This window comes from Gemmatimonas sp. (genome assembly GCF_044344655.1).
Classification (GTDB): domain Bacteria; phylum Gemmatimonadota; class Gemmatimonadetes; order Gemmatimonadales; family Gemmatimonadaceae; genus Gemmatimonas.
Genome location: NZ_JBIJCN010000003.1, coordinates 124,436 through 148,479 on the forward strand (window position 1 = coordinate 124,436; position 24,044 = coordinate 148,479).

Sequence of the window (24,044 nt, forward strand, 5' to 3'; positions counted from 1 at the left end):
CCGATGAGTCCGGCGACTCGTTCCTTTGCTTGCCTTCACAAGGCGTCGACGTACGCAGGGCGCATGGAGCCCGAGCGCTCCTGCCTCGCCGTGATGCGTGCCGCCTAGCCGTGCGCCGGTACCGCCATCGTGCCTTCAGCCATGATCACGCTGGCACCGCCCACGCGAATCGCATCGATCCGTCCGCCCGTCTTGTGCGCCTCAATCGACAGTCGGCTCGGGCGCTCCATCTCCACTCCCTGCGCCACCTCCCAGCGCAGCAATCCGTCGCGCGGTGTGCGCGCCGCGAGATAGCCGGCCAACGCCGCGTTCGCGGAGCCGGTCGCGGGATCTTCGGGAACGCCGCCACTGGGCACGAACACCCTCGCGCGGATGTCGCAGCCGCGGACGTGTGCGGCGAGATCCGCCGGATCATTTCCACCGGTCATGGCGAACACCATCGGCCACTCGGCCCACCTGCCACCCAAGGCGGTTTCCCAGGCATCCACGCGCAGTCGCGCGCGCGAGACCGCCTCCACGCTCGTGAGCGGGATCATCTGGAACGGCAATCCACAACTCACGCCGGTGGGCGCGTAGGCGCCCCCCAGAAGATCCGACGGATCGAGCGACAGCATGTGCGCGATCGCCGTGCGGTCGGTGACTTCCACGCGTTCCTCAGGCAAGAGCGCCGTGGTGAGCTGGGCCCACGACGGCACGCCCCGGTCGAGGCGCAGACGCACCGGCACCGGCCCCACGTTTTCGCCAAGGACCACGGTCATTTCCCCCGCCGCGATCTCCTCCGCCGTCGGCGGCACGTCACCGGTCGCCACCAGCACGTGCGCCGTGCCAATCGTGGGGTGCCCAGCGAACGGCACTTCCATGCCCGGCGTGAAAATGCGCACGCGTCGCGTGGTGCCCGCCGTTTCCGGCGCGAAGACGAACGTGGTCTCCGAGTAATTGAACTCGCGCGTGATGGCCTGCAGGGTCTCCGTTGGGAGTCCCTCGGCGCCGAATACCACGGCGAGCTGGTTGCCAGTGAACGGCTGCGACGTGAAGACGTCGGCCGTGATGTAGCGGATGGTGCGCATGGGAGAGCGGTATGGGCGCGCTGGCGCGCGCCGGTTCATGACAAGGAAGGACCTTCTCCCTGCCTCCTGCCGTGTAAACCACAACGGGCCGGCCAGAGGCCGGCCCGTTGTCCACCTTATCCGAGGAACGGATATCGCCAGTCGAGCGGCGACGAGAATGTTTCCTTGACCGTGCGCGTGCTCACCCAGCGCATGAGGTTCGACTTCGAGCCGGCCTTGTCGTTCGTGCCCGAGCCACGCGCGCCACCGAAGGGCTGCTGGCCCACCACGGCGCCTGTCGGCTTGTCGTTGACGTAGAAGTTGCCCGCGGCGTTGCGCAGGTGTGCCATCGCGTCACGGACACCCTGACGGTCACGGGAGAATACCGCACCCGTGAGCGCGTACGGCGACGTGCTATCCACGAGCTGCAGCGTCTCGGTCCACCGCGCGTCGTCGTACACGTAGACCGTGAGGAGCGGGCCGAAGAGCTCTTCGCAGAGCGAACGATAGGCAGGGTCCTTCGTCTCCACGATCGTGGGCTGGATGAACCATCCCTTCGACTTGTCGTAACCGCCACCGGCCACGATCGTCGCATGCGTCTTCGCGTCGTCGATCGCCCCCGCAAGGCGGTTGAAGGCGCGCTCGTCGATCACCGCCGCCACGAAGTTGGAGAAGTCGCGCGTGTCGCCCTGCTTCATCTCCGCCATCATCGCTACGCACTTCTCCTTCACCGCGGGCCAGAGTGACGCCGGAACGTAGGCACGGCTTGCCGCCGAGCACTTCTGCCCCTGGTACTCGAACGCGCCACGCACCATGCCCACGGCGAGTGCCTGCGGATCGGCACTCGGGTGTGCCACGATGAAATCCTTCCCGCCGGTCTCGCCCACGATGCGCGGATACGAGCGGTACTTGTTCATGTTCTTGCCGATCGTCTCCCACATGCTGTTGAAGACGCCGGTCGAGCCGGTGAAGTGCACACCCGCCAGGTCACGGTGCGTGAGGGCGATGTCGGAGATCATCGCCGCGTCGCCGGGGATGAAGTTGATCACGCCCTTGGGCAGCCCGGCTTCCTCGAGCAGCTGGTACGTGTACCAGCTCGAGAGCAGTGCGGTGGCCGACGGCTTCCAGAGCACCACGTTGCCCATGAGTGCCGGGGCGCCGGGCAGGTTGCCGCCGATCGCCGTGAAGTTGAACGGCGTGACGGCGTACACGAACCCTTCCAGCGGGCGATAGTCGAGCTGGTTCCACATGGTGTGGTCGCTGATCGGCTGCTCCGCATAGAGCTCCTGTGCGAACTGCACATTGAAGCGCCAGAAGTCGATCAACTCGCAGGTGGCGTCGATCTCGGCCTGGTGTACGGTCTTCGCCTGCCCCAGCATCGTCGACGCCAGCAGCGTGTTGCGCCAGGTCGTGGTCAGCAGCTCGGCCGCGCGGAGGAAGACCGCGGCGCGATCTTCCCAGCGCCAGCTCGCCCACTCCTTGCGCGCCTCGGCGGCGGCGGCGATCGCCTCGCGCACCAGCTCCGGCGTGGCCTTGTGGTAGGTGGCGAGCACGTGCTGGTGGTCGCACGGCATCGTGACCGAGCCGAGGTCGCCGGTGTGCACGCGACGCCCGCCAATCACGACGGGAATCTCGATCCGCTCAGCGGCCATGGCCTCGAGGCGCTGCTGCAGGGAGGCACGTTCCGGGGAGCCCGGCGCGTAGCTGCGCACCGGTTCGTTGACGGCAGGCGGTACGCGGCGCGTACCGTCGAACGCTGCAAAAGACATCTGGAAGTCTCCGATGGACGGGGAAGGGAAGCTGAAAGCTACCATCGTGCGGAACTTGCACTACCCTTCGCGCATGCAACACACGGCTCCTTCCGCGACGCCCATGCGTCGGGCACTCCGGTGGCGCCCCGCACGGGCGGTGGGTGCTCTGGCCCTCGCCGCCGGCGCCACCGCCTGCTTCACCGCCTGCGAGCAGCCGGCGGCACGCTGGGTGGACGGTGAGCCGGTGCTCACCGCCACGCCCTCCCCGTTCGCGTATCCCCCGTTCGTCCCGTACGACTCCACCCTCGAGGAGGGCACGCCCGCGGCGGCCTTCCTGCTCACGCAGGACCAGCTGCGTGAACACGGGGGGGTGTCGCTGCTGCGGGGGGCGCTCGAGGCCATGCCTGAATCGCGCGCCTCACTCGCGGCGTCAGCCACCCTGCCGGCCATGCAGATGGCCCCGGCCCCGCTCACCGAACTCGGAAACGCCGAGCAACCGCTCGACCCGCAGCGATGCGCGCGATCGTTGCGGATCGAGGAGGCGCCGATGCGAGGCCGTGTGGCGGTGTGGTGGACACGCGCGAGTGGCGGCCGCGTGCATCTGGCGGCGGCGTGGCGTGATACGCTGCCCGCCGAGGGGCGACTCGGCGCGTGGCGCGGCCCCATCATGGTGGACACGCTGGATCAGGGGCCGCGTGACGCGCAGGCAGCCGACCGGGGCGCCTTTGGCTGCGCCCGGCCGGCGCCCAGTCTCGCTGTGGATAGCCTGAATGGGTACGTGCACGTGGCATATGCGCTCACGGGCCCCGAGGGGCCGGGGGTGTTCTACGCCCATCAGATGGATCCGCGCGCCGCGTTCGAGCCGCCGGTCGCCGTTCTGTATGGCGAGCGGCTGGGGGAGGCGCGTGTGGCGTCGCATGGTGACCTCGTGGCCGTCGCCTATGAGGACCCCAACAGCCGTGGCCGCGTGATCACCAGTGTGGCCATTTCGCGGACGGCAGGGCATCTGTTCGAGGAACGGCTCACCGCGAGCGGCGCGACCACGGCACGTGATCCGTATGTGGTCGTGCGCGGCAAGGCGGTCGTGGTGGGATGGAGCGACCTCACATCCCCGGACGCCGCGCCCACGTTTCGCCTGCGCCGCGCGATCGTTCGCTGACGGGCGCCCGTCGCCGCCGCCTCAACGCCGTCCGCCGTCTTCTACCTCACTCCGCACCATGGCCTCCCTCCTCATCGGCGCCCACTGCATCGACACCGGCGGCATCCCCATGGCGGCGCGCCGGGCGGGCAACGCCGGCATGCAGGCGCTGCAGATCTTCAGTGCCATCCCCAAGTACTACAACGACAAGGTGGGCGTAAAGCCGGACCGTGTGGCGCGCTTTCGCGACGCGCTGGCGGAGGCGGGAATCCGCCCCGAGCACGTGATCGTGCATGCGGCCTACGTGCTCAACTGCGCCACACCCGACGAGGAGAAGTGGGCGCGTGCCGCGGCCGGACTGGCCAAGGAATACGAACGCTCCACCGCGCTCGGTGTGGGCGGCGTGTGCTTCCATCCGGGCGCGGCCACGACGGGCGATCGCGAGGCGGCCTGCGAGCGGGTCAGTGAAGCAATGCGGCGCGCGCTGGCGGTTGTACCCGAGGGGGATACACGGCTCCTCATCGAGAACACGGCGGGCGCCGGCACCACCGTGGGGCGCACGCCCGAGGAGGTGGCACTGATGCTGCGGGGCATTCCCGCCGACCAGCGCCATCGGACCGGCTACGGTCTCGACACCTGTCACCTGTTCGCGTCGGGGTTCCCGATCGCCGAGTCGCGCGAGGCGCTGACCGGCGTGCTCGACGCGTTCGAGGCCGCGACGGGTGAACCACCGGCGTTCCTGCATCTCAATGACAGCGAAGGGGCGATGGGATCGAACAAGGATCGCCACGCTCTCATCGGGCAGGGGCTGATTGGGGGGGCCGCCTTCGGCTGGCTGCTGCAGGACCGTCGGGCGCAGGGCATCCCGCTCATCCTCGAAACCCCGCAGCAGGTACCCGACGTGACCGAGGACGATGCCACACCCGACCCCTGGGACGTGTCCAGTGTGGCGGCGCTGCGGGATCTGGCGGCGCACACGCGCTGACGGGCGCCCGTTTTTTGTCGGTGCCGCGCGGGGCTCATTGGCCACGTCCGACGCAAAAAGGCGCGTTGGTCGAGCGGAAAAGGGCACGTCAGAGAGAAAAAGACCGACAAACGCAAAAAAAATCGAGAATTTCAGAGGGAAAACACGAAAACCACTATTGCGCGACCAACTCGTGATTGTAGTTTGTGCGCGTCCGCGAAGCGCTTCCCGTCTTCGCGCGATCTGTCGAGATCATCGGTTGCTCGACGCGACCCTTACGGTCACCACTCTCAGGAGACGACATGGCCGCTGCGAAGAAGTCCGCGAAGAAGGCTGCTCCCAAGAAGGCCGCCAAGAAGGCTGCCCCGAAGAAGGCCGCCCCGAAGAAGGCTGCCCCGAAGAAGGCTGCTGCCAAGAAGGCGCCGGCCAAGAAGGCCGCCCCGAAGAAGGCCGCTGCCAAGAAGGCGCCGGCCAAGCGCACGCCGAACGCGGCGTTCATGAAGCCCCTCACCCCGAGCGCGGACCTCGCCGCGATCGTCGGCGAGAAGGGCCTCCCGCGCACGGAAGTCGTGAAGAAGCTCTGGGCCTACATCAAGAAGCACGGCCTGCAGGACCAGAAGAACAAGCGCCAGATCAACGCCGACGACAAGCTCAAGAAGGTGTTCGGCGGCAAGTCCTCGGTCAGCATGTTCGACATGACCAAGCTGGTTTCCAAGCACCTGTCGTAACCCTCGACAGACTGCTGCGTAGGCTAAAGGGGCGCGTCCAACGGACGCGCCCCTTTAGATTTCCCGTGATCAGCCCGTCCGGCGCGCAGCCTCCAGCCGTCCGGACGTCTCGTGGTCCATCCACCCGTCCCGCCCGTGGCTTCGAAGAAGTCTGCCTCCGATCGTTCCACCGTCGCCGCACTGCGCGCCGGCAAGTCTGTCAGCCCCTCCCAGGGCGGCGCCTCCGCGTGGGAAAACATCAAGGCGATCGTCGTCACCGTCGCGATCTTCCTCGTCATCCGCACCTTCCTCATCGAGGCGTACCGCATTCCGTCGGGCTCGATGATTCCGACGCTGCTCGTGGGTGACTGGCTGTTCGTGAACAAGCTCGCCTACGGCCCGCACGTCCCCTTTACCAATATCAACCTGCCCGGCTACGACGAACCGGAGCGCGGCGACGTGGTGGTGTTCGTTTCGCCCACGCAGGTGGATCAGCCGGACGATCCGAACCCCACCCTGGTCAAGCGGCTCGTGGCCGTGGCCGGCGACACCATCTGGATGCGCGGGGGGCTCTTCTACGTGAACGGCATGCCGCAGCGTCAGGGCTTTGCGGCGTCCCAGAACGAGAAGGGGGATGGTGGCTTCTCCCATCCGCTCTTCCAGTGGCAGCAGCCGTTCGAAGTGCGCGGCACGAGCGCCGGCGATCCGCCGGCCCAGCCCACGCTCGACGACTGGGGCCCCCTCGTGGTGCCCGCCGGCATGCTCTTCATGCTCGGCGACAACCGCTACGACTCCAAGGACGGCCGCTACTGGGGCTTCGTTCCGCGCGACAACGTGCGCGGCCGGCCGGTGTTCGTGTACTACTCGTATCGCGCCGACGAAAGCGACCGCCCCCTGCCGTTCCTCACCGATATCCGGTGGGGCCGCATCGGTACCATTATCCGGTGAGGTCGCGATCGTGGGGAGCGCCGCGCGTGTGGAGTGCCGCCGTGGTTCTCGCGGTGACCACTCCCGCCGTACGGGCTTCCGCGGTGCAGGCTCCTGCGGTGCAGGCTCCCGTCGTCCCCGCTCCCGAGTCCCCCGCCGTTTCCCCCGCGACCGCCACCGCGCAGCCTCCCCGGAGTGGCTCCGTACGCACCGACACCCTCTGGGCGCAGGCCCTCGGTGTCCGGAAGGCGCTCACAGTGTACCTGCCTCCCTCGTACGGTACGGGCTCCACGCGGTACCCGCTTCTCGTGTACCTGCACGGGCGTGGCGGCAACGAACGCGACTGGGTGACCACCGGGCAACTGCCGCGCCTCGTGGACTCCTTGGTGGCCGCCGGCCTGCCTGAGGCCATCATCGCCATGCCCGACGGCGACGACGGCTGGTACACCACGTGGGCGTCGCTCCCCGACGCCGCCTGTGCCGCCGACACGGTGCGCCGAGAGCCCGCCCGCAGCTATTGCGTGCCGTGGCCACACTACGACGACTACATCGCGCGCGACGTAGTGCAGCATATGGACCGCAATTACCGCACGCGCAGCGACCGCGCCCACCGTGGCGTGGCGGGGCTCAGCATGGGGGGCTACGGCGCGATCACCCTCGCGCTCGCGTATCCCGAGGTGTTTGCCGCCGCGGCGAGCCACTCCGGTGTGCTCTCCCCGCGCCTGCGAATCGGCGCGCTGCCCACCGATAGTGCGCGCTACGGCCGCACCCTCGACGAACTGGCCCGGGGCGCGCGACATCTCTGGCCCTCACTGCGCACCGTGTTCGGCACCGACACCATCGCCTGGCGGGGCCGCGATCCGCGTACCATGGCCGAACGCCTCGCCCCCCGCGTGGCCGCGGGGCGCGCCACCTGGCCGGCGCTGCGCCTCGATATCGGGATCGAGGATCTCTGGATGCCGCAGAACCGCGACTTCGCCGCCGCACTCGCGGGGCTTGGCGTCCCGCACGAATACCGGGAATACCCCGGGGCCCACACGTGGCCCTACTGGCGATCGCATCTGCCGGAAAGTCTGGGGTTTCTGCTTCGCGTGGTGCGGTAGGGCCGCTCCCCGTCACCGCGCACGGTGCCAGTCTAGCGCCACCTCGTCCCGAGGGTAGCTTGCGGGCATGTCCCGCTTCTTTCCGCGCGACGTGGTGCACTGGGGCGAGGAAACGCTCCATCCCCTGCGCGCTTTCGCCATCCGCACCGTCGAACCGGCCGGGATCACGGGCCTCGTGCTGCGCGTCTGGCGCGCCATCGTGCTGGGAAGCGGCAGCTGGCTGTTCTTCGTGTCGGGGCTGACGACCGGCGTGCTCTTCCTCTGCGGCATGCTGACCTGGCACCTCGGTCATTTTCCCGTCAGACGCTGGCCGCTGCGCGCGCTGGCGTTTCTGATCGTCGAAGTCACCGTCGAGATGGGCTTGAGTTCCGTGCTCATCGTAGTCGGGCGTGAACGTTACGGCTCGCAACTCGCCGTCTGGAGCGACTGGTGGGCCATGGCCGGCCAGACCCTCTGGCAGCGCGGCGTGACGGTGGCGCTCTTCGCGCTCACGCTCGCCTTCGTGGTCCAGATGGTCCGTCGCGCCGTCGATCAGCGCGGCACACCTTCCCAGGGCTGATCGAGCCCGTCGTCCATTCTTTTCTTTTGCCCATGCACACCGTTATGCGTCCCCTTCCGCGCGTCCTCGCGCTCGTCTCCGCGCTCGCGTCTGCGACGATGCTCCCCGCCCCGCCGCTCGTCGCTCAGCCCATCGCGTTCCCCGCCACGCCGGGCACGCGCACCTCCGGGAGCGCGGCGGCCGACACGCTGCGTCCGTTCGGGCTGCTGCGCAATCAGGCGATGCAGATGCAGACGTGGTTCGAGCTGCGCATGGACCGGACGCTCCCCATGCTCATGCGTCGCGAGGGGGTGGACATGTGGGTCGTGCCCATGCGCGAATACAACGAAGACCCGCTCTTCAAGGCGATCACCTCGCCCACCACCTTCGCCGCGCGGCGCCGCACGATCTACGTGTTCTTCGATCGCGGTCCGCAGCAGGGTGTGGAACGCATTGCCCTCGGCGGCACCTCACAGGGCAACGTGTTCAAGGCAGTGCGCAGCATGAAGCCCGTGGCGCAGCCCGCTGCCGGCAGTCGCGACAACTCCCGACAGGCCGAGCTCTGGGGCGACGAACAGTGGAGCATCCTCAAGCAGGTGATCGAGGAGCGCCAGCCGAAGAAGATCGCGCTCAACACCTCCCGCACTTTCGCGTTCGCCGATGGGCTCTCGAGCGGAGAAAAGGAGGGGATGCTCGAGGCGCTCGGCCCCGCGTGGGCGTCGAAGGTGGTCAACGCGGAGGCGCTCGCTGTCGACATGATTGCCGCTCGGCAGCCGGAAGAGGAGGCGGCGTTCCGCGAGCTCAATCGCGTGGCGTGGGAGATCATCGCCGAGGCCTTCTCCAACAAGGTCATCACCCCGGGCGTGACCAAGGCGGACGATGTGGTCTGGTGGATGCGTCAGCGCCTTGCCGATCTCGGGCTCTCCACCTGGTTCCAGCCCAGCGTGGAAGTGCAGCGCGCCTTCGGCAGCCCCGACCTCGTGGGGGTGAACCCCACGATCCAGCGAGGCGACCTGCTGCACTGCGACTTCGGCGTGACCGCCATGGGGCTGAATACCGACACGCAGCATAACGGTTATGTGCTGCGCGATGGGGAAACCGACGTGCCGGCAGGGCTCAAGAAAGCGCTGGCCAACTCCAACCGCCTGCAGGACCTGACGGTCGAGGAGCTCAAGCCCGGGCGCACCGGCAACGACGTGCTGAAGGCCGTCCTCACGCGCATGAAGGCGGAAGGCATCGACGGGACCGAGTACTCACACCCCATCGGCCTGCATGGACACGGCGCCGGCGCGCTGGTGGGGCTGTGGGACTATCAGGACGGCGTCCCCGGGCGCGGCGATCACCGCATCATCCCCGGCATGTGGTACTCCATCGAGCTGCAGGCCACGACCCGCGTGCCCGAGTGGAACAACCAGCTCGTGCGCTCGGCGCAGGAAGAAGACGTGATCATCGATGCGAGCGGCAAGGTGCGCTGGGCCTTCGGTCGCCAGACCACGTACCACCTCGTCAAGTAAGCCGCGCCTGATCCATCCCACTTCCGCCAGCCGCTACGTTACGGCATGACCAAGAAGCGTCTTATCGTTGTGGGGGACCGCGTGCTCGTGAAGCTCGAGGACGGTGAGCAGCGGTCCAAGGTCGGGTTATACCTGCCGCCGACCGCCGTGGACAACCAGGCGGTGCAGGGGGGCGAGATCGTGGCCACTGGGCCCGGGCTGGCCCTTCCCGATCTGGCCGATCAGGGTGACGAGCCGTGGCGCATCGGCGGACAGGCAGGCCGCGAAGCCCGCTACGTTCCCATGCAGGCCCAGGTGGGGGACTACGCGCTCTTCTTCCGCAAGGCGGCGGTCGAGATCACGTTTGAAAACGAGCAGTACCTCGTGGTGCCGCAGGCGGCCATTCTGGCGCTGGTGCGTGAGCCCCGCGAGGACATTCCGGACTACTGAGGTCTTGTGGCCATGATGTATCCCGAACAGCTGTTGATCCCCATGCGCCAGGAGCTCACGCGCCTCGGCGTGGAAGAGCTGCGCACGGTCGCCGATGTCGATGCGAGACTGGCTGACCAGAAAGGCACCGCGCTTGTCGTGGTCAACTCGGTGTGTGGGTGCGCGGCCCGCAATGCGCGCCCGGCCGTGGCCATGGCGCTGCAGCACGGCGTGAAGCCCGATGTGGCCACCACCGTGTTTGCCGGTCAGGATCGCGACGCCACCGAGCGTGCGCGCGCGTATTTCACCGGCTATCCGCCGTCATCGCCGAGCATTGCGCTCATGAAGGACGGCGATGTGGTGTTCATGTTGGAGCGGTACCAGATCGAGGGACGCAGCGCCAACGAAATCGCGGCGGATCTCGCGCGCGCCTTCGACGAGCACTGTGCGCCGTCGCCGGCCTGAGACGGCCGACCCGGAGCGGCCGGCGGCCACTACGAGGCCGATGACGGCAGACGCCGTACTCGCGCCGACCTGACCGTGACCCACGCGTCGCGTTTTCCTCTGTCCTTCTCGCGCCACGAGTTTGCCGGTGCGTTCGGGGATCTTGGCACCGACCTCCCGCTTCTCGTGGGGGTCGTCATCGCCACCGGCATGGATGCGCCGGCGGCGTTCGTGGTGTTCGGCCTTCTGCAGATCCTCTCGGGGCTTGCCTACCGCCTCCCCATGCCGGTGCAGCCGCTCAAGGCCATGGCGGCGATCGCCATCGCCGGTAAGCTGGCCCCCACGCTACTGGCGGCCGGCGGGCTGATTGTGGGCGTCACGATGCTCATTCTCGCCAACACCGGCGCCCTCGCCTGGTTGGCTCGCACCGTCCCCAAGGCCGTCGTACGCGGCATTCAGGTGGGGCTCGGCCTCCAGCTGCTCACCCTCGCCGTCACGCGGTTCCTGCCACAGAACGGGACCACGGGTTGGATCCTCGCCGGGACCGCCCTCGCGCTTATCCTGCTGCTCCGCAACAACCACCACGTCCCCGCCGCCCTCGTGGTCCTCGCCCTTGGCGTGGGCTATGCCGGGGTCACCTGGCCGCCGAAGGCGCCCGCCCCGTGGGGGCTCCACCTGCCGGCACTCCCCGATCGTTGGCCTACGGGCGACGAATTCGCGCGCGCGGCTCTGCTGCTCGCGCTCCCGCAAATTGCCCTCTCCCTCGGTAATTCGGTGCTCGCCACCCGACAGGTGGTGACCGACTTCTTTCCCGAGCGCGAACCGCTGTCGGTGCGGCGTATCGGTACCACCTACGGGCTCATGAACCTTTTCGCCGCTCCACTGGGTGGGCTGCCGGTGTGTCACGGCTCGGGGGGCATTGCCGGCCACTACTTCTTCGGCGCCCGCACCGGTGGCAGTGCCGTGATCTACGGGACCGCGCTTGTGACGGCAGGACTCTTTCTCGTCGGTGATCCCGCCGCGTTCCAGCGGCTCGTGCCCGGCCCCATCCTCGGGACGCTGCTGCTGGTGGAAGCGGTGACGGTGCTGCTGCTCGTGCGCGATCAATGGCATGCGCCACTGGCCTTTCTGCTGGCCATCGCCTGCGGGCTGACCGCCGCGTTCGTACCATACGGATACGCGGTCGCCCTGGGTGGAGGTACGCTGGTGGCGGTGGTGCTGCGACGTCGCCTCCCCATGCCCGCCCTGGCCTGAGCACCGCTCTGGCCAGCCGGCGACGGTGGCCAGAGGATTGTGAGCGGGCGGGCACGCCTGGGGCTCAGAAGAACCAGCGTCTCCATCCGGAACGCGCCGCGCGGTTCGCGCCTGCGAGTCGCCAATAGAGCACCCACCCCGATACGGTGAGCGCGAAGAGGGCCGTGCCCCACGCCATCGCGAATACGAGTCCGCCGTCACCGAACGCTTCACCGGAGTGGATGCGGTTGATGACCGGCTTGTCGAAATAGTCATCCGCTCGTAGCAGCCGCGCGGTGCGCGCATCGAACTCGAGACGACGGTCCTCGCCGCCGGTGGGCTTGCCGAGGTACAGCGTAATGACCGGCTCCTTCCCCTTCAGTTCGATGGAAATCTTGTCGATCGGGGCACCGGGAGCCTCCTTGGCCGCGTTGCGCATCACCGTGCCGATCAACCCGGTCCATGCGTCGGGAGGAGAATCCGTCGTGACGGCGCTGACCAGTGCACGATTCGCTTCGCGAAGGGCTTCGTCTTCACCGAAGAATTCGACGCCGGCCACGATGGTGCCGGTCAAGGCGGCGAAGGCCAGAAAGAGGGCGGCCGGTGCACCGATCCACCGATGCCATTGCCGCCATTGTGCAGGAGTGGGCATGGAGGAGGGGGAGGGGGGAACGATTCGGAACGCGACAATTAGCGCTTCCGTTGTCCCGGTCGCAACATTCCCGGGTCCGTTGGGTAGATTTCCCTTCGGTTGGTTCCCGTCTCTCATTCACGGAATTTCGAAAACCGCCATGTCTATGCTCCGTCGCGCCGTTGCTTCCCTCGTTCTCCTTTCCGCCGCCGCCAGCGCTGCCGTCGCCGCGCCGCGCCTGCTCGCGGATCTCACCGGCAAGTGGGCCGTCACCGTCGCCACCCCTGATGGCACGCAGCCCAGTGTGATGACGCTTACCCAGAAGGCCGACTCCATCACCGGCACGCTCGAATCGCAGCTGGGCTCCGCCCCGGTCGCCGGCGTGGTGAAGGGCGACTCCGTGAAGTTTGCCTTCCAGCTCGACATGGGCGGTCAGCAGCTCGTGATCAACGGTGCTGGCGCCATGAAGGACAAAGACAACATGAACGGCGTCCTCGACGTCGCCGGGCTTGGTGTGATGCCCTTCACCGCCATCCGTCAGCCGTAACTCGGCCTCGCGCCGCCGTCTCGCGCATCGCAGGCGGCGCGCGCCCCCACCGCATCAATCCACTCCCGTGCCGCGCCGGCCTGCTCCACGCCCAGCGCGGCACCGGCGTTTCCCGCCCGTCGCACCCCACCGCCCGTCACCAATGGCCCGCTCGCTGTCCGTTACCCTGCTGTCCCTCACTCTCGGTCTCGGCGCCACCTGGATCGGCACCCAAGGGGTGGGCGAGGTCCCGCCCCTCGGCGCTCTCCTGTCGCCGTCGTCGGGGCTGTGGAGCAATGCCGCCGATGACCTGCCGGCCAGCGCCACGGCGACGATCCGGTACGACGCGCGCAGCGTGCCGCACATCTTCGCGAAAACCGACGAAGATGCCGCGCGTGCGCTCGGCTACGTGGTGGCGCGCGATCGTCTTTTCCAACTCGAGGTGCAGTCGCGCGCCGGCGAAGGCACGCTCACGGAACTCGTGGGCGATGTGGCACTGCCGGCCGATCAGCAGACGCGTCGCCTGGGCATGTCGCGCGCAGCGGAGAAGCAGTTCGCTGCGCTCGACACAGCCGGGCCACTCTATCGTACGCTCCGCGCCTACGCGGAGGGCATCAACGCCTACCGCACCTCGCTCTCATCGGCGCAGCTGCCCATGGAGTACAAGCTGCTGCAGAAGACGCCGCGCGAGTGGTTGCCGCTGCACAGCATGAACCTGCTGATGCGGATGGGCTTCACGCTCGCGCATGCGCCGATCGAACTCGACCTGCTGCAGGCACGGGCTCTCGTGGGCGACTCCGCGGCGCGGGCCATGTGGGACGCGTCGTCGCCGGTGCAGGAGCCCATTCAGCCGGCACCGCGCAATGCGCCGCGCGATGCGCTCGTGCCGCTACCGGCGCCGGGGACGCCCAGCGTCGAGGCCACCCGAATGCTGACCGCCATGGGTATGGGCTCCGGTCCACTGCGTTGGGGCAGCGACAGCGCGCTGTCGGCCGATGATCGCTACGCGCTGCAGCAGGAGCGCGCGTTTGCGTCCAACAACTGGGCCGTGGCGCCGTCGCGCAGCGCCAGTGGCCTGGCGCTGCTGGCCGGCGATCCGCACCTCGAACTCACGCTGCCGAGCATCTGGTACGAAGTCCACATGGTCTCGGGCACGCGCGACGTGGGTGGCGTCGCCATTCCCGGCTTGCCGGGAATTGCGATCGGCTACACGCGCGCGCTGGCGTGGAGCTTCACGAACACGGGCGGCGACGTGATGGACTTCTGGCGCGAAACGGTGGACAATGCGGCGCTGCCGCGCACGTACGAACTCGATGGGAAGCAGGAGCCACTCGAGATGCGCGTCGAGCCGTACCGCAATAAGGACGGCCGCGTGATCGCCACCGACACGGTGTACTACACGCACCGAGGGCCCATGCGGAAGCAGGGTGCCACGTGGTTGTCGATGCGCTGGACGGTGCTCGAGGCGGGCACCGAGCTGCTGGGTTTTGCGGCCGGTGTCTATGCCACGACGGCCGAAGGTTTTCTCGATTCCCTCGCGGCCCACTACAAGGCGCCGGCGCAGAATATGATCGTGGCCGACACCGCCGGCACGATCGCGATCCGCTCGACCGGGTTGCACCCCATTCGTGCCAACAAGGGGCGCGGCACGGACATCCTCGACGGACGCACGCGGGCGAACGATTGGCAGGGCTTCCGCACACTCTCGCAGTATCCGCAGAGCGTGCGGCCGGCGCAGGGGTTCCTCGCCTCGGCGAATCAGGAGCCGATCGATCCACAACTCGATTCGCTCTATCTCGGGACCGACGCACATTACGAGATCTGGCGCGCGCTGCAGATCAACCGGCTCTTGCGCGCCGACAGCAGCATGACGCCCGACAAGATGCGCCGACTCCACAGCGATCCGGGAAGTGTGCGCGCCGAACGGCTCGTGCCCGCGCTCGTGAGCGCCGCCAGGGCGCGCATCGCTGCCGGCGAGGGGTCGCCCTCGCTTGCCGCGGCGGAGAAGATCCTCGCGGCATGGGACCGTCGCTACACGCGTGACAACACCGGTGCACGGCTCTTCGAGACGTCGCTCGCGCGGCTCTCTGGCCTGCTCTGGGACGAACTCATTCCCGCCGACTCCGCCGCGCCGCAGGTGCGTCCGTCGGAATCGCGACTACTGCAGCTGCTGCCGGACAGCAGCAACCTCTGGTGGGACGATCGTCGCACCACCAACGTGCGTGAGGATCGGGATCGTCTGATCGCGCGCGCACTCGTTGCCGCCTACGACACGCTGGTCGTGGATTTCGGTGATCCTGCCGTGACCCCGTGGACGTGGGGACGCGTGGCGCCGGCCCATCCGCGCCACCTGCTGCGTCTCGACGGCTTCTCCGCAGCGCCCACGCCGATCGACGGCGGGCGTGGCACGCTCAATCCGTCGGTGGGCTCACGGCTCGCGAATTTCGGCGCGAGCTGGCGTATGGTGGTGGAGCTCGACAAGCAGCCGCGCATCATGGCCGTGTATCCGGGTGGGCAGAGCGGGAACCCGGCGAGCCCGCGGTATCTCGATCGTCTCGCGATGTGGGGGACGGGATCACTCGACAGCGTTCGCACCCCGCGCACGCCGGCCGATCTCGCGGCGAGCGATGTGCGCGCCACGCTCACGCTTACCCGCTGAGGTTCGATCATGCCTACGACTTCCAGCAAGACGGTGCCGCTCTTCGTGACCGCCCTTGTGCTGCAGGTGGCGGCGCAGGCCCTCGGGGGCATGTGGGGCGCTGCCGTGGCCGGGCTGCTCATCGGGTTCGCGCTGCGCGGCCCCCGCGCGTTCCGCATTGGTTTTGGCAGTGCCGCCGTTGCCGCCGCGCTGCTGCTGGCGATGGTCGCCGTGCGTGGCGGCGATGTGATGCGCCTCGCCCAGATGCTGGGTGGCAATTTTGCGCTCCCCGGCTGGGCAATTCTCCTGGCCACGCTCCTGCTGCCAGCGCTGCAGTCGGGTGGGCTGGCGGGCGGCGTGGGGCGACTGCTCCACCGCCACAACGCGTAAAGAGACACGGGGCGCCATGCGCCTACTTGAGCGTGCCCTCGATTTCCATCCAGACTCTCCTCACGGCGACTGGCGCTTGCTGATCGGCGAGGAACCAGCCGCCGATCGGCCCCCAGTTCGCGCGCTTCACCGCGTCGTCCTGGGTAAGCCCCATCGCCTTGAGGCGTGACACTTCGCCAATCACGCTGGTGACGGCGTCGCGGAACACGATCAGCTCTTCTCGCGACACCTCGGGCTTCTCGATGAAGCCGTGGCCGGGAATGAAGTGCTTCACACGCTTGAGGGCGAGGGCCGCATCGATCGTCTTGGCCCACTCGCTGGGGTAGGCCGATCGCATCGCGGGGAAGACCCGATTGAGGTAGGCCTCGCTCATGAAGAGGATCTGCTCCTTGGGCAGATGCACCATGAGATCACCGCCGGTGTGGGCGCGGCCAAGGAACCGCACGATCACCTCCGTGGTGCCCACATCGATCGTCTGCTCATTGCCGGTCATCGCCGTCGGCGGCACCACCACGCTGCGACCGCTGGTGGCGGCGGCCGAGTCGCGCTTGAGTTGCGCCAGCGACGTAGGATGGACCACGTAGGTGATGCCAGCGGGCAGTACGCTGTTGCCTGCGGTGTGGTCACCGTGGTCTGAGCCGACCACGTACCACTTGATGGGGAGTGGTGTAAGGGCGCGGATGCGGTCGAGCATCGTCTGCGTGGCCTGCGGCGAGCCCTGGCCGTCGGCGATCAGCACACCGTCTTTGCCGATCACGATCAGGCTGACCGTCGTGAAGCCCGGCTGGCGGATCTCCTCGTAGCCATACACATGTGGGCTGAGCTTGACGAAGCGCGGAAAGGCGCTGAGGGGCACACCGCGCTGGGCCGGGTCAGCGGTGCGTGGCTGCGCGTTCGTCGCGGCTGCCGGAAGCAACAGGCTTGCTGCGACGATGGCCAACAGTACGCTGGCGTGGCGGAGTCTCGGGATGGTCGACATGCCCGAAGATGCGCGCCGCACGCGCCGTCGGCAAACCATCCCACCGCGCGGCCTCTGGATCAGGGAATCGTGACAGGGGCATTGCTCGCGGGACGCCGTCCCGATGTCTAGAATCTTGGCGAGGCCGTTCAGCTATTCCTTCCCCTCGATCCCGTACCATGCCCGCCACCGCTCTCGGAGAATTCGTTGGCACCGTGATCCTGCTGCTCCTCGGCAACGGGGTCGTGGCGAACGTGCTGCTTACCGACAGCAAAGGGCAGGGCGGCGGCTGGATCGTGATCACCACCGGTTGGGCGTTCGCCGTGATGTCGGGGGGGCTGGTGGCAGCGGCGCTTGGCGCCCCGGGCGAGCTCAATCCGGCCGTGAGCGTGGCCAACGTCGTGACTGGCGTGTATCCGCTGGCGACCGGACTCGCACACGTGGCCGCACAGATGCTTGGCGCCATGGTCGGTGCCACGCTCGTATGGCTGCACTACCTGCCGCACTGGTCGCGCACGAAGGATCAGTCGCTGATCCTCGCCTGCTACTGCAATGCACCGGCGGTGCGCACCACCGGCCCCAATCTGGTGGCCGAGATCATCGGCACCGCCGTGCTGGTGATCGTGGCCGGCGCCATCGGCGCCAAGGGCGCGCTTGGGGCAACGCCCGCTACCAACGTGGGGGCGTTCCTGGTGGGCTGTCTCGTATGGGGGATCGGTCTCTCGCTCGGCGGTCCGACCGGCTACGCCATCAACCCGGCGCGCGACCTCGGGCCGCGCATCGTGCACGCGCTGCTGCCGATCAGCGGCAAGGGAAGCAGCGACTGGGGCTACTCGTGGATCCCCGTGGCGGGACCGATCATCGGCGCCACGCTGGCGGCGGTGCTGTGGCGTGCGCTGACCGTGTAACCGCTGCGGTCGCGCTGGTTATCGGCCGTTTGCCGACGCTGACCCCGTGAACGCGGTCCGGGTCCGATAGCGCCGGAGCCACTCGTCGCTCCACGTGGTGAAGGTGCCGGCGGCCAACTCTGTCCGCGCGCGCTCCATCAGCTGCATGAGGAACGTGAGATTGTGCAGCGCCAGCAGTCGTGGGCCCAGCGGCTCCTCCGTCACCATGAGGTGCCGCAGGTACGCGCGATCGTACTGCGTGCAGGCAGGGCAGGGGCAGTCGTCGGTGAGGGGACGACGGTCGGTGCGGTTGCTGCTCTTCTGGATCTGCACCTTGCCGTCGGCCGTGAACACGGTGCCGTGCCGACCCATGCGCGTGGGCGCCACGCAGTCGAAGAGATCCATGCCGCGCGACACCGCTTCGAGCAGGTCGTCGGGAAAGCCCACGCCCATCAGATAGCGGGGCATGTCCCACGGCAGCAAGGGCGCGCACACGTCGAACGTGTCGTACATGGCGCTCTTCGCCTCGCCCACGCTCAGGCCGCCCACCGCGATGCCGTGCCAGTCGCCGGACTGGAGAATCCCCTCGATCGATGCGCGGCGCAGATCGGCGTAGGTCCCGCCCTGCACGATCGGAAAGAGGGCCTGCGGTGGAGCGGGCAGGTCGTGGGCCTCGTCGTGCGTAGCGAGCGGCGGCGCACCGTCGGGAACGGCGAGCGCCTCCACGGGGGCACGGCCGTCACGTTCAAGGCGATCGAACTCCACGCGGCACCGCTCGAGCCAGCGTAGGCTGCGCTCCATCGCTTTGCGTGACGCGCGATGATCGGAGCCGCCCTCGATGAGTTCGTCGAGCTGCATGATCACATCGGCGCCGATGTTGCGCTCGATCTGCATGACCTTCTCAGGGGTGTACTCGTGCAGCGATCCATCGAGCTTGTTGCGGAACTCCACGCCCTGTTCCGTCACCTTGCGATAGCGCGCGAGCGAAAACACCTGATAGCCACCACTGTCGGTCAGCATGGGGCCGTCCCACCGCGCGAACGCGTGCACGCCACCGAAGGCGCGAACCATCTGATCACCGGGACGCAGGTAGAGATGGTACGCGTTGGCGAGGATCATCTGCGCACCGGCGCGCCGGATCTCCCCCATGTCGAGACCGCGCACCGAGGCATGGGTGCCCACCGGCATGAACGCCGGCGTTTCGATGGTGCCATGCGGCGTGGTGAACCAGCCCAAGCGGGCGTTGCCGTTGGGGTGGGCGGTGCGGAACCCGAAGTGGCTCACGGGCACGCTACGTAGCGGACCGAGACGAGCCCACGCGCGCCTCCTGCTCGCGCGCGCGACGCTCGGTTTCCTCGTCGAGCAGCGCACGGATGGCGCGCAGGAGGGGATCGTCGGTGGTGTACGTCGCGCCGTACTGCAGGTTGAAGCGGAAGTCGAAGTCGTCGGGCATCGCCCCCTGATTGTGCTGCAGGATCGTTTCGAGCTTGTCGAGCCCCTTGGCGATGCGCGCTTCTGGCGTCGCCGCCTGCGCGTACTCGTCCCAGAGCGCCACGATCTCCTCGCGCGTGTGCTCGGGCAACCCTGCACAGAGCGTTAGCAGGTCCTTCCGCTCCTGCTCGGCCTTGTCCGGCATATGGACCTGAAGCGCCGCCGAGATGTCGCCGCCGATCGCTTCGCCCAGATCGTGCACGATGCAGATGCGCAGCAGCTTGCCCACATCGATGCCCGGGTACTCCGGCGCGAGCACGAGCGCCATGAGGCAGAGCCGCCAGGTGTGCTCGGCCACGCTCTCCTGCTGTCCCGTCGACGTCCACGCCACGCGCGTGGTGTGCTTGAGTGCCTCGGCGGCACGAAGGAAGTCGAGAAGGGCCGAGAGGTGCGTCATGGGCGCAAGATAGCGGGCACGGTCACGGCGAACTACGGGAGCGGTGCCCCGCCCCCGTCGTTGCGCGGTGCCACCATCTTGCTCTCGCGCGCCACCCACTTCGCCACCATCTCCGCTCCCCCGTTCCTCACCATCCACGCCAGGGCCATCGTGCGGGTCAGACGGCCAGCCAGCAGCGCGGACACGAAGGTGCTGACGGGTACCCCCGCGGCACCCGAGGCAATGCTGGTGAGTTTGGTGGACAACGGGCTTAGCGTACTGGCGAAGATCGCCCAGCCGCCCCACTCCGCGAGGCGAAGCCGGTACTCTGCGAGCGCGGCGGGGGAGAGGTCGACCACCCGGGAAATAGGTCCCTCGAGCAGCAGCAGCGCTTCGGCTCCCACCCAGTACAGCACCACACTGCCGAGCAGCGTGCCCGCGGTGGCTATCAGGGCCAAGGGATATGCGCGGGCCGGGCGGGCAAGCGCCAGCGGAAGAAAGAACAGGTCGGCAACGCCTGGGAAGATCACCCCTTGCAAGAGCCCCCACCCGAACACCACGTGGGAGGACCAGCCAGCGTCGGCCCACCGCTGGAGACGGGCGTGCGTGCGGTGCAGGAGGCCGGGGGAGGTCGCCATGCCGGAATGTAGCCCGTCGGTGAACGGAGGCGCAGATTGTGCCAATGCCGCGCCCCAGCCTCCCCGTCGAGTTGCTCCCGCTCCGTCACGTGCGTGCCGTTCTGGGCACGGTGGTCACCGTGTCCCTGATGGCCGGCTGCGTGTTTGGCGGACGCCACCGGGAGGCTGTCCGGCCGCCGGTGCTGCCAGCGGGGTTCGCGGATAGCGTGCGCACGGAACGCGTGGACGGTGGCGCGCTGCTGCACACCATCATCAACCTGCGGGCACCCTGGCGCGCCTATGTGGTGGAGCAGGACCTGCGCTGCGCGAGCGTGCGCGCCGTCAAGGGGAGCCCGACCACGGTGGGGCGTACCACCACGAGCGCACTGCTCGCGGCGCTCCCCGACGACCAGCGCGCCTACGCGGCGGTCAACGCCGACTTCTTCCTGTTCACGCCGCCCGGCGTGCCCACCAACCTGCACGTGGAGCACGGCACACTGCTCTCGGGGCCGGGCCCCAAGCCGGTCTTCACCTTCGATGGGCGCCGCGCCTTCGCCATCGATACAATCGTGGCGCGTGGTGCCCTTCTGCGTGGCCGGGATACGCTGGTAGCGCTGACGGCATGGAACCGCCCCGCCCCACGGCAGAACGGAATCGTCGACGCCCGCTGGGGGGTAGCGCTCGATACGGTCGTCCGCACGCGTGCCCTCCGCCTGGTGCCCGCGGTCAGCGGTGCAGGCCTTCAGGTGCACGCGCAGTCGAGTCGCGGTGGCGTGGGACGCTACGTGGTGCTCGCGGCGGGGCCGGGGGATCTACTCGCCACCGGCGACACGCTGTTGCTGCATCTCGACGCGCGCACGCACCGCGCCAACCGCGTGCGCCCCGGAGATACGGTGCAGCTGTCGCTCTCGCTCCTCACCGCGCGCAACACTTCGGCGGTGGTGCGTGAGGCCGTCGGCGGTCGCCCCATCGTCCTGCGCGACAGCGTCATCACCGCCGACGTGGACACCGAAGGCAACGACGGCTTTCGCAACCTCAACCCGCGCACGGCCGTGGGTGTCGATCAGGCAGGACGTCGCGCGTGGTATGCGGTGATCGACGGTCGGCAGCCCGGCTACAGCATGGGGATGACCCTGCGGCAGGTGGGCGAACTGCTGCAAGCACTCGGTGCGGCCCACGGGCTCAACCTCGATGGCGGCGGCTCGAGCGCGCTGGCCATCCGGAGCCTCGCGAACCGGCAGGTGCGCGTCGTCAATCGGCCGTCGGACAAAGTGGAACGTCCCGTGGGCAATGCCCTCGCCTTGCTTGCGCGGTGCGAGCGCCCGTAACGCCCCCGCGTGATCGTACGGCGGACGCTCAGCGGGCGTCCCGGGCCCCGAGTGCCTCGCGCAGGGCCTGCCACGGCATGCGGGCACAGCCGTGGCGGCCCGCACAGGGCGCCACCCCCCTGAGCGGCGTGAGCACGGCGGGAAGCGGCCCATCGGCACCGAGGAGCATCCGTTCTACTTGATCGGCCAGCGACCGCGCCTCCTCGATCGTCCTGCCGGCCAGTGCATCGGTCATCATGCTGGCACTCGCGCTGATCGACGCGGCACTGACGTCCTTCCCCACGATGCTGTGTTGTGAGTGCTCAGTCGGCGGCAAAGATCCGCTGCGCGGCCTCGAGGGCCCCCACCAGGGCATCCACGTCGCGCTCGTCGTTGTACACGTAGAAGCTCGCACGTGCCGTCGCGCTCACGCCCAACCGGCGCATGAGCGGCTGCGCGCAGTGATGCCCGGCGCGAATGCACACGCCATGCTGATCCAGAATGGTTGCGAGATCGTGCGGGTGCACATCAGCCAGCGAGAAGCTCAGCACCCCGCTGCGCTGCGCCGGGGGCGGACCGTACACGGTCACGCCGGGCAGTGCGCGGACCCGCTCCTCGGCGCGCTCCAGCAAGGCGACCTCGTGCGCGCGCACGTTGGCCATGCCGAGTGCCTCCAGGTACCGGATGGCGGCCGCGAGCCCCACGGCATCGGCGGCATTGGGCGTGCCCGCTTCAAACTTGTGCGGGATCACGTTCCACGTGCACTCGGTGTCTCGCACCCACTCGATCATGTCGCCACCGAACTGGTAGGGTGGCATGCTCTCCAGCAGCGCGCGGCGGCCGATCAGGCAGCCGATGCCCATGGGCGCCAGCAGCTTGTGTCCGCTGAAGGCATAGAAGTCGATACCGAGTGCGTCGAACGGCACGGGAAGGTGCGGAACCGCCTGCGCGCCATCCACCACGATCACGGCCGCCGAACGTGCGCGAACGAGATGCACGACCTCCGCGAGCGGGGTGATGGCACCGACGGCGTTGGAGACGTGCGTGATGGCCACCAGCTTCGTGCGGGTCGTGACGACCGCCCGCAGCTGCTCGAGGTCGATCGTCTGCTGGGGCGTGAGCTCCACGATGCGGAGCGTGGCGCCGGTCGCGATCGCCAGCTGCTGCCAGGGAACAAAGTTGGCGTGATGCTCGAGTGCGGTGACTACGATTTCATCGCCGGCCTGCACATTGGCGCGCCCCCAGCTCGAGGCCACGAGGTTCATCGCCTCCGTGGTGCCGCGGGTGAACACCACACAGTCGCTGTCGGCCACCCCGACGAATCGCGCCACCGTTGCGCGTGCGTCGTGATAGAGGTCGGTCGCCCGCGCCGACAGCGCATATGCCCCGCGGTGCGGGTTCGCATTCGCCGTTGCGTAGAACTCGTGAATGGCGTTCAGCACTGCCGCCGGCTTCTGCGACGTGGCCGCAGAGTCGAGGTAGTGCATGCCCGGGTTGGCGGCAAGCAACGGGAAGTCGGAGCGCGGAGCGAGTGAAGCGAGCATGGGGGTATGGTGCTGCGCGTGGGGTGAACCGATCAATGCCGGGGAGTGACTTCGGGTGTCGCGTTCGCACGGCCCTTCGGCCCTACGAGCACGAGGCCATTGACCTGCAGGACCGGATACGTCGCGATCGTATCGCCCTCGGCAGGGCCGTGCCCGCAGTGGCCGGTCCGCAGGTCGAAACGGGCCCCGTGCCACGGACACTCGAGACACCCATCCACCACATCGCCGCCCGAGAGCGGAAAGTCACGATGGGGACAGCGATCCTCGACGGCGTATACCTCGTCGTGCAGGCGCACCAGGCAGATGCGTCGTCCGTCGACCAATGTGACGGCCAGTGGTGCGTCACGTGGCACCTCGTCCGCGCGCGCGACGCGCTCCCAGGTGCCGGTCTGGGCGGAGCTCGCGTCGTGGCTCACGACACGGTCACTCAGTGCTGACGGACGCCGGCGCCTGTTCGCTCTCCAGCGCGGCTTTCAGCGTGTGCCACGCCAGCGAGGCGCACTTCACGCGCACCGGGAAGCGCGACACACCACCGAAGACGACCAGCTGGCCGAGATCCTTTCCCCCGTCGGGGTCCTGCCCCAGCACGAGGGTGTGGAAGCGCTGGAAGAGCGCCTCTGCCTCGTCCCGCGATTTGCCCTTCACCGCGGCCGTCATCAGCGACGCCGAGGCCTTGGAGATCGCGCAACCGTGGCCCGTGAACTTCACGTCGGTGATCACATCATGCTCCACCACGAGTGCCACGTGCACCTCGTCACCGCACAACGGGTTCTTCCCGTCCGCGTGCCGGTTGGCCGCAGGCAACTCACCGAAGTTGCGCGGCTTCCGGTTGTGATCGAGGATGACGGACTGGTAGAGCTCCTGCAGGTCGGTCATGGGATGTCCGTGCGTATGACTCGAAACCCG

General features: G+C 68.3%; 26 protein-coding genes. 15 read left to right on the forward strand and 11 right to left on the reverse strand.

The window, feature by feature from the left end:
• Positions 1–104: 104 nt before the first annotated feature.
• A complete protein-coding gene (locus ACIQ51_RS02305; protein WP_396203389.1) occupies positions 105–1,067 on the reverse strand; it encodes a PhzF family phenazine biosynthesis protein in 963 nt (320 codons plus the stop codon).
• A gap of 116 nt (positions 1,068–1,183) precedes the next feature.
• Positions 1,184–2,815 carry an L-glutamate gamma-semialdehyde dehydrogenase gene (gene pruA / locus ACIQ51_RS02310; RefSeq protein WP_396203390.1) on the reverse strand — a complete coding sequence of 544 codons (1,632 nt, stop codon included), beginning with the start codon at positions 2,813–2,815 and terminating at the stop codon, positions 1,184–1,186.
• A 73-nt stretch (positions 2,816–2,888) separates the two neighbouring features.
• Between pruA and ACIQ51_RS02315 the strand changes: the two genes are divergently transcribed.
• The 10 genes from ACIQ51_RS02315 to ACIQ51_RS02360 all read left to right on the forward strand — a co-directional run bounded on the left by ACIQ51_RS02315 (position 2,889) and on the right by ACIQ51_RS02360 (position 11,794).
• Positions 2,889–3,956: a hypothetical protein gene (locus tag ACIQ51_RS02315; RefSeq protein WP_396203391.1), complete on the forward strand. Its 1,068-nt coding sequence runs from the start codon at positions 2,889–2,891 to the stop codon at positions 3,954–3,956.
• A 58-nt stretch (positions 3,957–4,014) separates the two neighbouring features.
• Complete coding sequence (locus ACIQ51_RS02320; RefSeq protein ID WP_396203393.1) at positions 4,015–4,920, forward strand: deoxyribonuclease IV; 906 nt, start codon at positions 4,015–4,017, stop codon at positions 4,918–4,920.
• A gap of 281 nt (positions 4,921–5,201) precedes the next feature.
• The gene (locus ACIQ51_RS02325; RefSeq protein ID WP_396203395.1) at positions 5,202–5,627 is read left to right on the forward strand and encodes an SWIB/MDM2 domain-containing protein; all 426 of its coding nucleotides are present in this window, start codon (positions 5,202–5,204) and stop codon (positions 5,625–5,627) included.
• Between the two features lie 135 nt (positions 5,628–5,762).
• Positions 5,763–6,554, forward strand: a complete 792-nt coding sequence (gene lepB / locus ACIQ51_RS02330) for a signal peptidase I (RefSeq protein ID WP_396203396.1) — start codon at positions 5,763–5,765, stop codon at positions 6,552–6,554.
• Complete coding sequence (locus ACIQ51_RS02335; protein WP_396203397.1) at positions 6,551–7,636, forward strand: alpha/beta hydrolase; 1,086 nt, start codon at positions 6,551–6,553, stop codon at positions 7,634–7,636. The genes lepB and ACIQ51_RS02335 overlap by 4 nt, the downstream gene beginning before the upstream one ends.
• Before the next feature lie 67 nt (positions 7,637–7,703).
• Positions 7,704–8,195 (forward strand): hypothetical protein, encoded by a 492-nt coding sequence (locus ACIQ51_RS02340; RefSeq protein ID WP_396203398.1) that lies wholly within the window; start codon positions 7,704–7,706, stop codon positions 8,193–8,195.
• 32 nt (positions 8,196–8,227) lie between these two features.
• Positions 8,228–9,688, forward strand: coding sequence for a M24 family metallopeptidase (locus tag ACIQ51_RS02345; protein ID WP_396203399.1), 1,461 nt, complete (start codon positions 8,228–8,230; stop codon positions 9,686–9,688).
• A 45-nt stretch (positions 9,689–9,733) separates the two neighbouring features.
• Positions 9,734–10,117 (forward strand): co-chaperone GroES family protein, encoded by a 384-nt coding sequence (locus tag ACIQ51_RS02350; RefSeq protein ID WP_291261153.1) that lies wholly within the window; start codon positions 9,734–9,736, stop codon positions 10,115–10,117.
• Between the two features lie 15 nt (positions 10,118–10,132).
• Positions 10,133–10,561 (forward strand): BrxA/BrxB family bacilliredoxin, encoded by a 429-nt coding sequence (locus ACIQ51_RS02355; protein ID WP_396203416.1) that lies wholly within the window; start codon positions 10,133–10,135, stop codon positions 10,559–10,561.
• A gap of 75 nt (positions 10,562–10,636) precedes the next feature.
• Positions 10,637–11,794: a putative sulfate/molybdate transporter gene (locus tag ACIQ51_RS02360; RefSeq protein ID WP_396203400.1), complete on the forward strand. Its 1,158-nt coding sequence runs from the start codon at positions 10,637–10,639 to the stop codon at positions 11,792–11,794.
• 64 nt (positions 11,795–11,858) lie between these two features.
• Here the strand turns inward: ACIQ51_RS02360 and ACIQ51_RS02365 are convergent, their stop codons facing one another.
• Entirely contained in the window at positions 11,859–12,425 is a 567-nt protein-coding gene (locus tag ACIQ51_RS02365) for a PepSY domain-containing protein (RefSeq protein WP_396203401.1), read from the reverse strand.
• A gap of 139 nt (positions 12,426–12,564) precedes the next feature.
• On the opposite strand from ACIQ51_RS02365, the gene ACIQ51_RS02370 reads away from it, so the two are divergent.
• From ACIQ51_RS02370 to ACIQ51_RS02380, 3 genes are all read left to right on the forward strand, one after another.
• Complete coding sequence (locus tag ACIQ51_RS02370; protein ID WP_396203402.1) at positions 12,565–12,951, forward strand: hypothetical protein; 387 nt, start codon at positions 12,565–12,567, stop codon at positions 12,949–12,951.
• 142 nt (positions 12,952–13,093) lie between these two features.
• Complete coding sequence (locus ACIQ51_RS02375) at positions 13,094–15,589, forward strand: penicillin acylase family protein (RefSeq protein ID WP_396203403.1); 2,496 nt, start codon at positions 13,094–13,096, stop codon at positions 15,587–15,589.
• Between the two features lie 9 nt (positions 15,590–15,598).
• Positions 15,599–15,958, forward strand: coding sequence for a hypothetical protein (locus ACIQ51_RS02380; protein ID WP_396203404.1), 360 nt, complete (start codon positions 15,599–15,601; stop codon positions 15,956–15,958).
• 22 nt (positions 15,959–15,980) lie between these two features.
• Here the strand turns inward: ACIQ51_RS02380 and ACIQ51_RS02385 are convergent, their stop codons facing one another.
• Complete coding sequence (locus tag ACIQ51_RS02385) at positions 15,981–16,937, reverse strand: MBL fold metallo-hydrolase (protein ID WP_396203405.1); 957 nt, start codon at positions 16,935–16,937, stop codon at positions 15,981–15,983.
• A gap of 158 nt (positions 16,938–17,095) precedes the next feature.
• Between ACIQ51_RS02385 and ACIQ51_RS02390 the strand changes: the two genes are divergently transcribed.
• Positions 17,096–17,824, forward strand: a complete 729-nt coding sequence (locus tag ACIQ51_RS02390; protein ID WP_396203406.1) for an MIP/aquaporin family protein — start codon at positions 17,096–17,098, stop codon at positions 17,822–17,824.
• 18 nt (positions 17,825–17,842) lie between these two features.
• Here the strand turns inward: ACIQ51_RS02390 and ACIQ51_RS02395 are convergent, their stop codons facing one another.
• The 3 genes from ACIQ51_RS02395 to ACIQ51_RS02405 are packed head-to-tail and all read right to left on the reverse strand — an operon-like array spanning position 17,843 to position 20,308.
• Positions 17,843–19,087 carry a tRNA guanosine(34) transglycosylase Tgt gene (locus tag ACIQ51_RS02395; protein ID WP_396203407.1) on the reverse strand — a complete coding sequence of 415 codons (1,245 nt, stop codon included), beginning with the start codon at positions 19,085–19,087 and terminating at the stop codon, positions 17,843–17,845.
• 7 nt (positions 19,088–19,094) lie between these two features.
• Entirely contained in the window at positions 19,095–19,691 is a 597-nt protein-coding gene (locus ACIQ51_RS02400; RefSeq protein WP_396203408.1) for an HD domain-containing protein, read from the reverse strand.
• A 32-nt stretch (positions 19,692–19,723) separates the two neighbouring features.
• The gene (locus ACIQ51_RS02405; protein WP_396203409.1) at positions 19,724–20,308 is read right to left on the reverse strand and encodes a YqaA family protein; all 585 of its coding nucleotides are present in this window, start codon (positions 20,306–20,308) and stop codon (positions 19,724–19,726) included.
• A 44-nt stretch (positions 20,309–20,352) separates the two neighbouring features.
• Between ACIQ51_RS02405 and ACIQ51_RS02410 the strand changes: the two genes are divergently transcribed.
• Entirely contained in the window at positions 20,353–21,615 is a 1,263-nt protein-coding gene (locus tag ACIQ51_RS02410) for a phosphodiester glycosidase family protein (protein WP_396203410.1), read from the forward strand.
• Between the two features lie 28 nt (positions 21,616–21,643).
• On the opposite strand, the gene ACIQ51_RS02415 is transcribed toward ACIQ51_RS02410, so the two are convergent.
• Genes ACIQ51_RS02415 through sufU form a run of 4 tightly spaced genes read right to left on the reverse strand, consistent with a single transcriptional unit; the run spans position 21,644 to position 24,014 of the window.
• Positions 21,644–21,898, reverse strand: coding sequence for a hypothetical protein (locus ACIQ51_RS02415; RefSeq protein WP_396203411.1), 255 nt, complete (start codon positions 21,896–21,898; stop codon positions 21,644–21,646).
• A 19-nt stretch (positions 21,899–21,917) separates the two neighbouring features.
• Positions 21,918–23,138: an aminotransferase class V-fold PLP-dependent enzyme gene (locus ACIQ51_RS02420; protein WP_396203412.1), complete on the reverse strand. Its 1,221-nt coding sequence runs from the start codon at positions 23,136–23,138 to the stop codon at positions 21,918–21,920.
• 32 nt (positions 23,139–23,170) lie between these two features.
• The gene (locus ACIQ51_RS02425) at positions 23,171–23,554 is read right to left on the reverse strand and encodes a Rieske (2Fe-2S) protein (protein WP_396203413.1); all 384 of its coding nucleotides are present in this window, start codon (positions 23,552–23,554) and stop codon (positions 23,171–23,173) included.
• 7 nt (positions 23,555–23,561) lie between these two features.
• Complete coding sequence (sufU, locus tag ACIQ51_RS02430; protein WP_396203417.1) at positions 23,562–24,014, reverse strand: Fe-S cluster assembly sulfur transfer protein SufU; 453 nt, start codon at positions 24,012–24,014, stop codon at positions 23,562–23,564.
• Positions 24,015–24,044 lie beyond the last annotated feature (30 nt).

Bases quoted from the DNA above. Each gene is read 5' to 3' on its own strand.
- ACIQ51_RS02305 (WP_396203389.1), bottom strand. From the start codon at position 1,067: ATGCGCACCATCCGCTACATCACGGCCGACGTCTTCACGTCGCAGCCG.
- pruA (WP_396203390.1), bottom strand. From the start codon at position 2,815: ATGTCTTTTGCAGCGTTCGACGGTACGCGCCGCGTACCGCCTGCCGTC.
- ACIQ51_RS02315 (WP_396203391.1), top strand. From the start codon at position 2,889: ATGCAACACACGGCTCCTTCCGCGACGCCCATGCGTCGGGCACTCCGG.
- ACIQ51_RS02320 (WP_396203393.1), top strand. From the start codon at position 4,015: ATGGCCTCCCTCCTCATCGGCGCCCACTGCATCGACACCGGCGGCATC.
- ACIQ51_RS02325 (WP_396203395.1), top strand. From the start codon at position 5,202: ATGGCCGCTGCGAAGAAGTCCGCGAAGAAGGCTGCTCCCAAGAAGGCC.
- ACIQ51_RS02340 (WP_396203398.1), top strand. From the start codon at position 7,704: ATGTCCCGCTTCTTTCCGCGCGACGTGGTGCACTGGGGCGAGGAAACG.
- ACIQ51_RS02345 (WP_396203399.1), top strand. From the start codon at position 8,228: ATGCACACCGTTATGCGTCCCCTTCCGCGCGTCCTCGCGCTCGTCTCC.
- ACIQ51_RS02350 (WP_291261153.1), top strand. From the start codon at position 9,734: ATGACCAAGAAGCGTCTTATCGTTGTGGGGGACCGCGTGCTCGTGAAG.
- ACIQ51_RS02355 (WP_396203416.1), top strand. From the start codon at position 10,133: ATGTATCCCGAACAGCTGTTGATCCCCATGCGCCAGGAGCTCACGCGC.
- ACIQ51_RS02365 (WP_396203401.1), bottom strand. From the start codon at position 12,425: ATGCCCACTCCTGCACAATGGCGGCAATGGCATCGGTGGATCGGTGCA.
- ACIQ51_RS02370 (WP_396203402.1), top strand. From the start codon at position 12,565: ATGTCTATGCTCCGTCGCGCCGTTGCTTCCCTCGTTCTCCTTTCCGCC.
- ACIQ51_RS02375 (WP_396203403.1), top strand. From the start codon at position 13,094: ATGGCCCGCTCGCTGTCCGTTACCCTGCTGTCCCTCACTCTCGGTCTC.
- ACIQ51_RS02380 (WP_396203404.1), top strand. From the start codon at position 15,599: ATGCCTACGACTTCCAGCAAGACGGTGCCGCTCTTCGTGACCGCCCTT.
- ACIQ51_RS02385 (WP_396203405.1), bottom strand. From the start codon at position 16,937: ATGTCGACCATCCCGAGACTCCGCCACGCCAGCGTACTGTTGGCCATC.
- ACIQ51_RS02390 (WP_396203406.1), top strand. From the start codon at position 17,096: ATGCCCGCCACCGCTCTCGGAGAATTCGTTGGCACCGTGATCCTGCTG.
- ACIQ51_RS02400 (WP_396203408.1), bottom strand. From the start codon at position 19,691: ATGACGCACCTCTCGGCCCTTCTCGACTTCCTTCGTGCCGCCGAGGCA.
- ACIQ51_RS02405 (WP_396203409.1), bottom strand. From the start codon at position 20,308: ATGGCGACCTCCCCCGGCCTCCTGCACCGCACGCACGCCCGTCTCCAG.
- ACIQ51_RS02410 (WP_396203410.1), top strand. From the start codon at position 20,353: ATGCCGCGCCCCAGCCTCCCCGTCGAGTTGCTCCCGCTCCGTCACGTG.
- ACIQ51_RS02420 (WP_396203412.1), bottom strand. From the start codon at position 23,138: ATGCTCGCTTCACTCGCTCCGCGCTCCGACTTCCCGTTGCTTGCCGCC.
- sufU (WP_396203417.1), bottom strand. From the start codon at position 24,014: ATGACCGACCTGCAGGAGCTCTACCAGTCCGTCATCCTCGATCACAAC.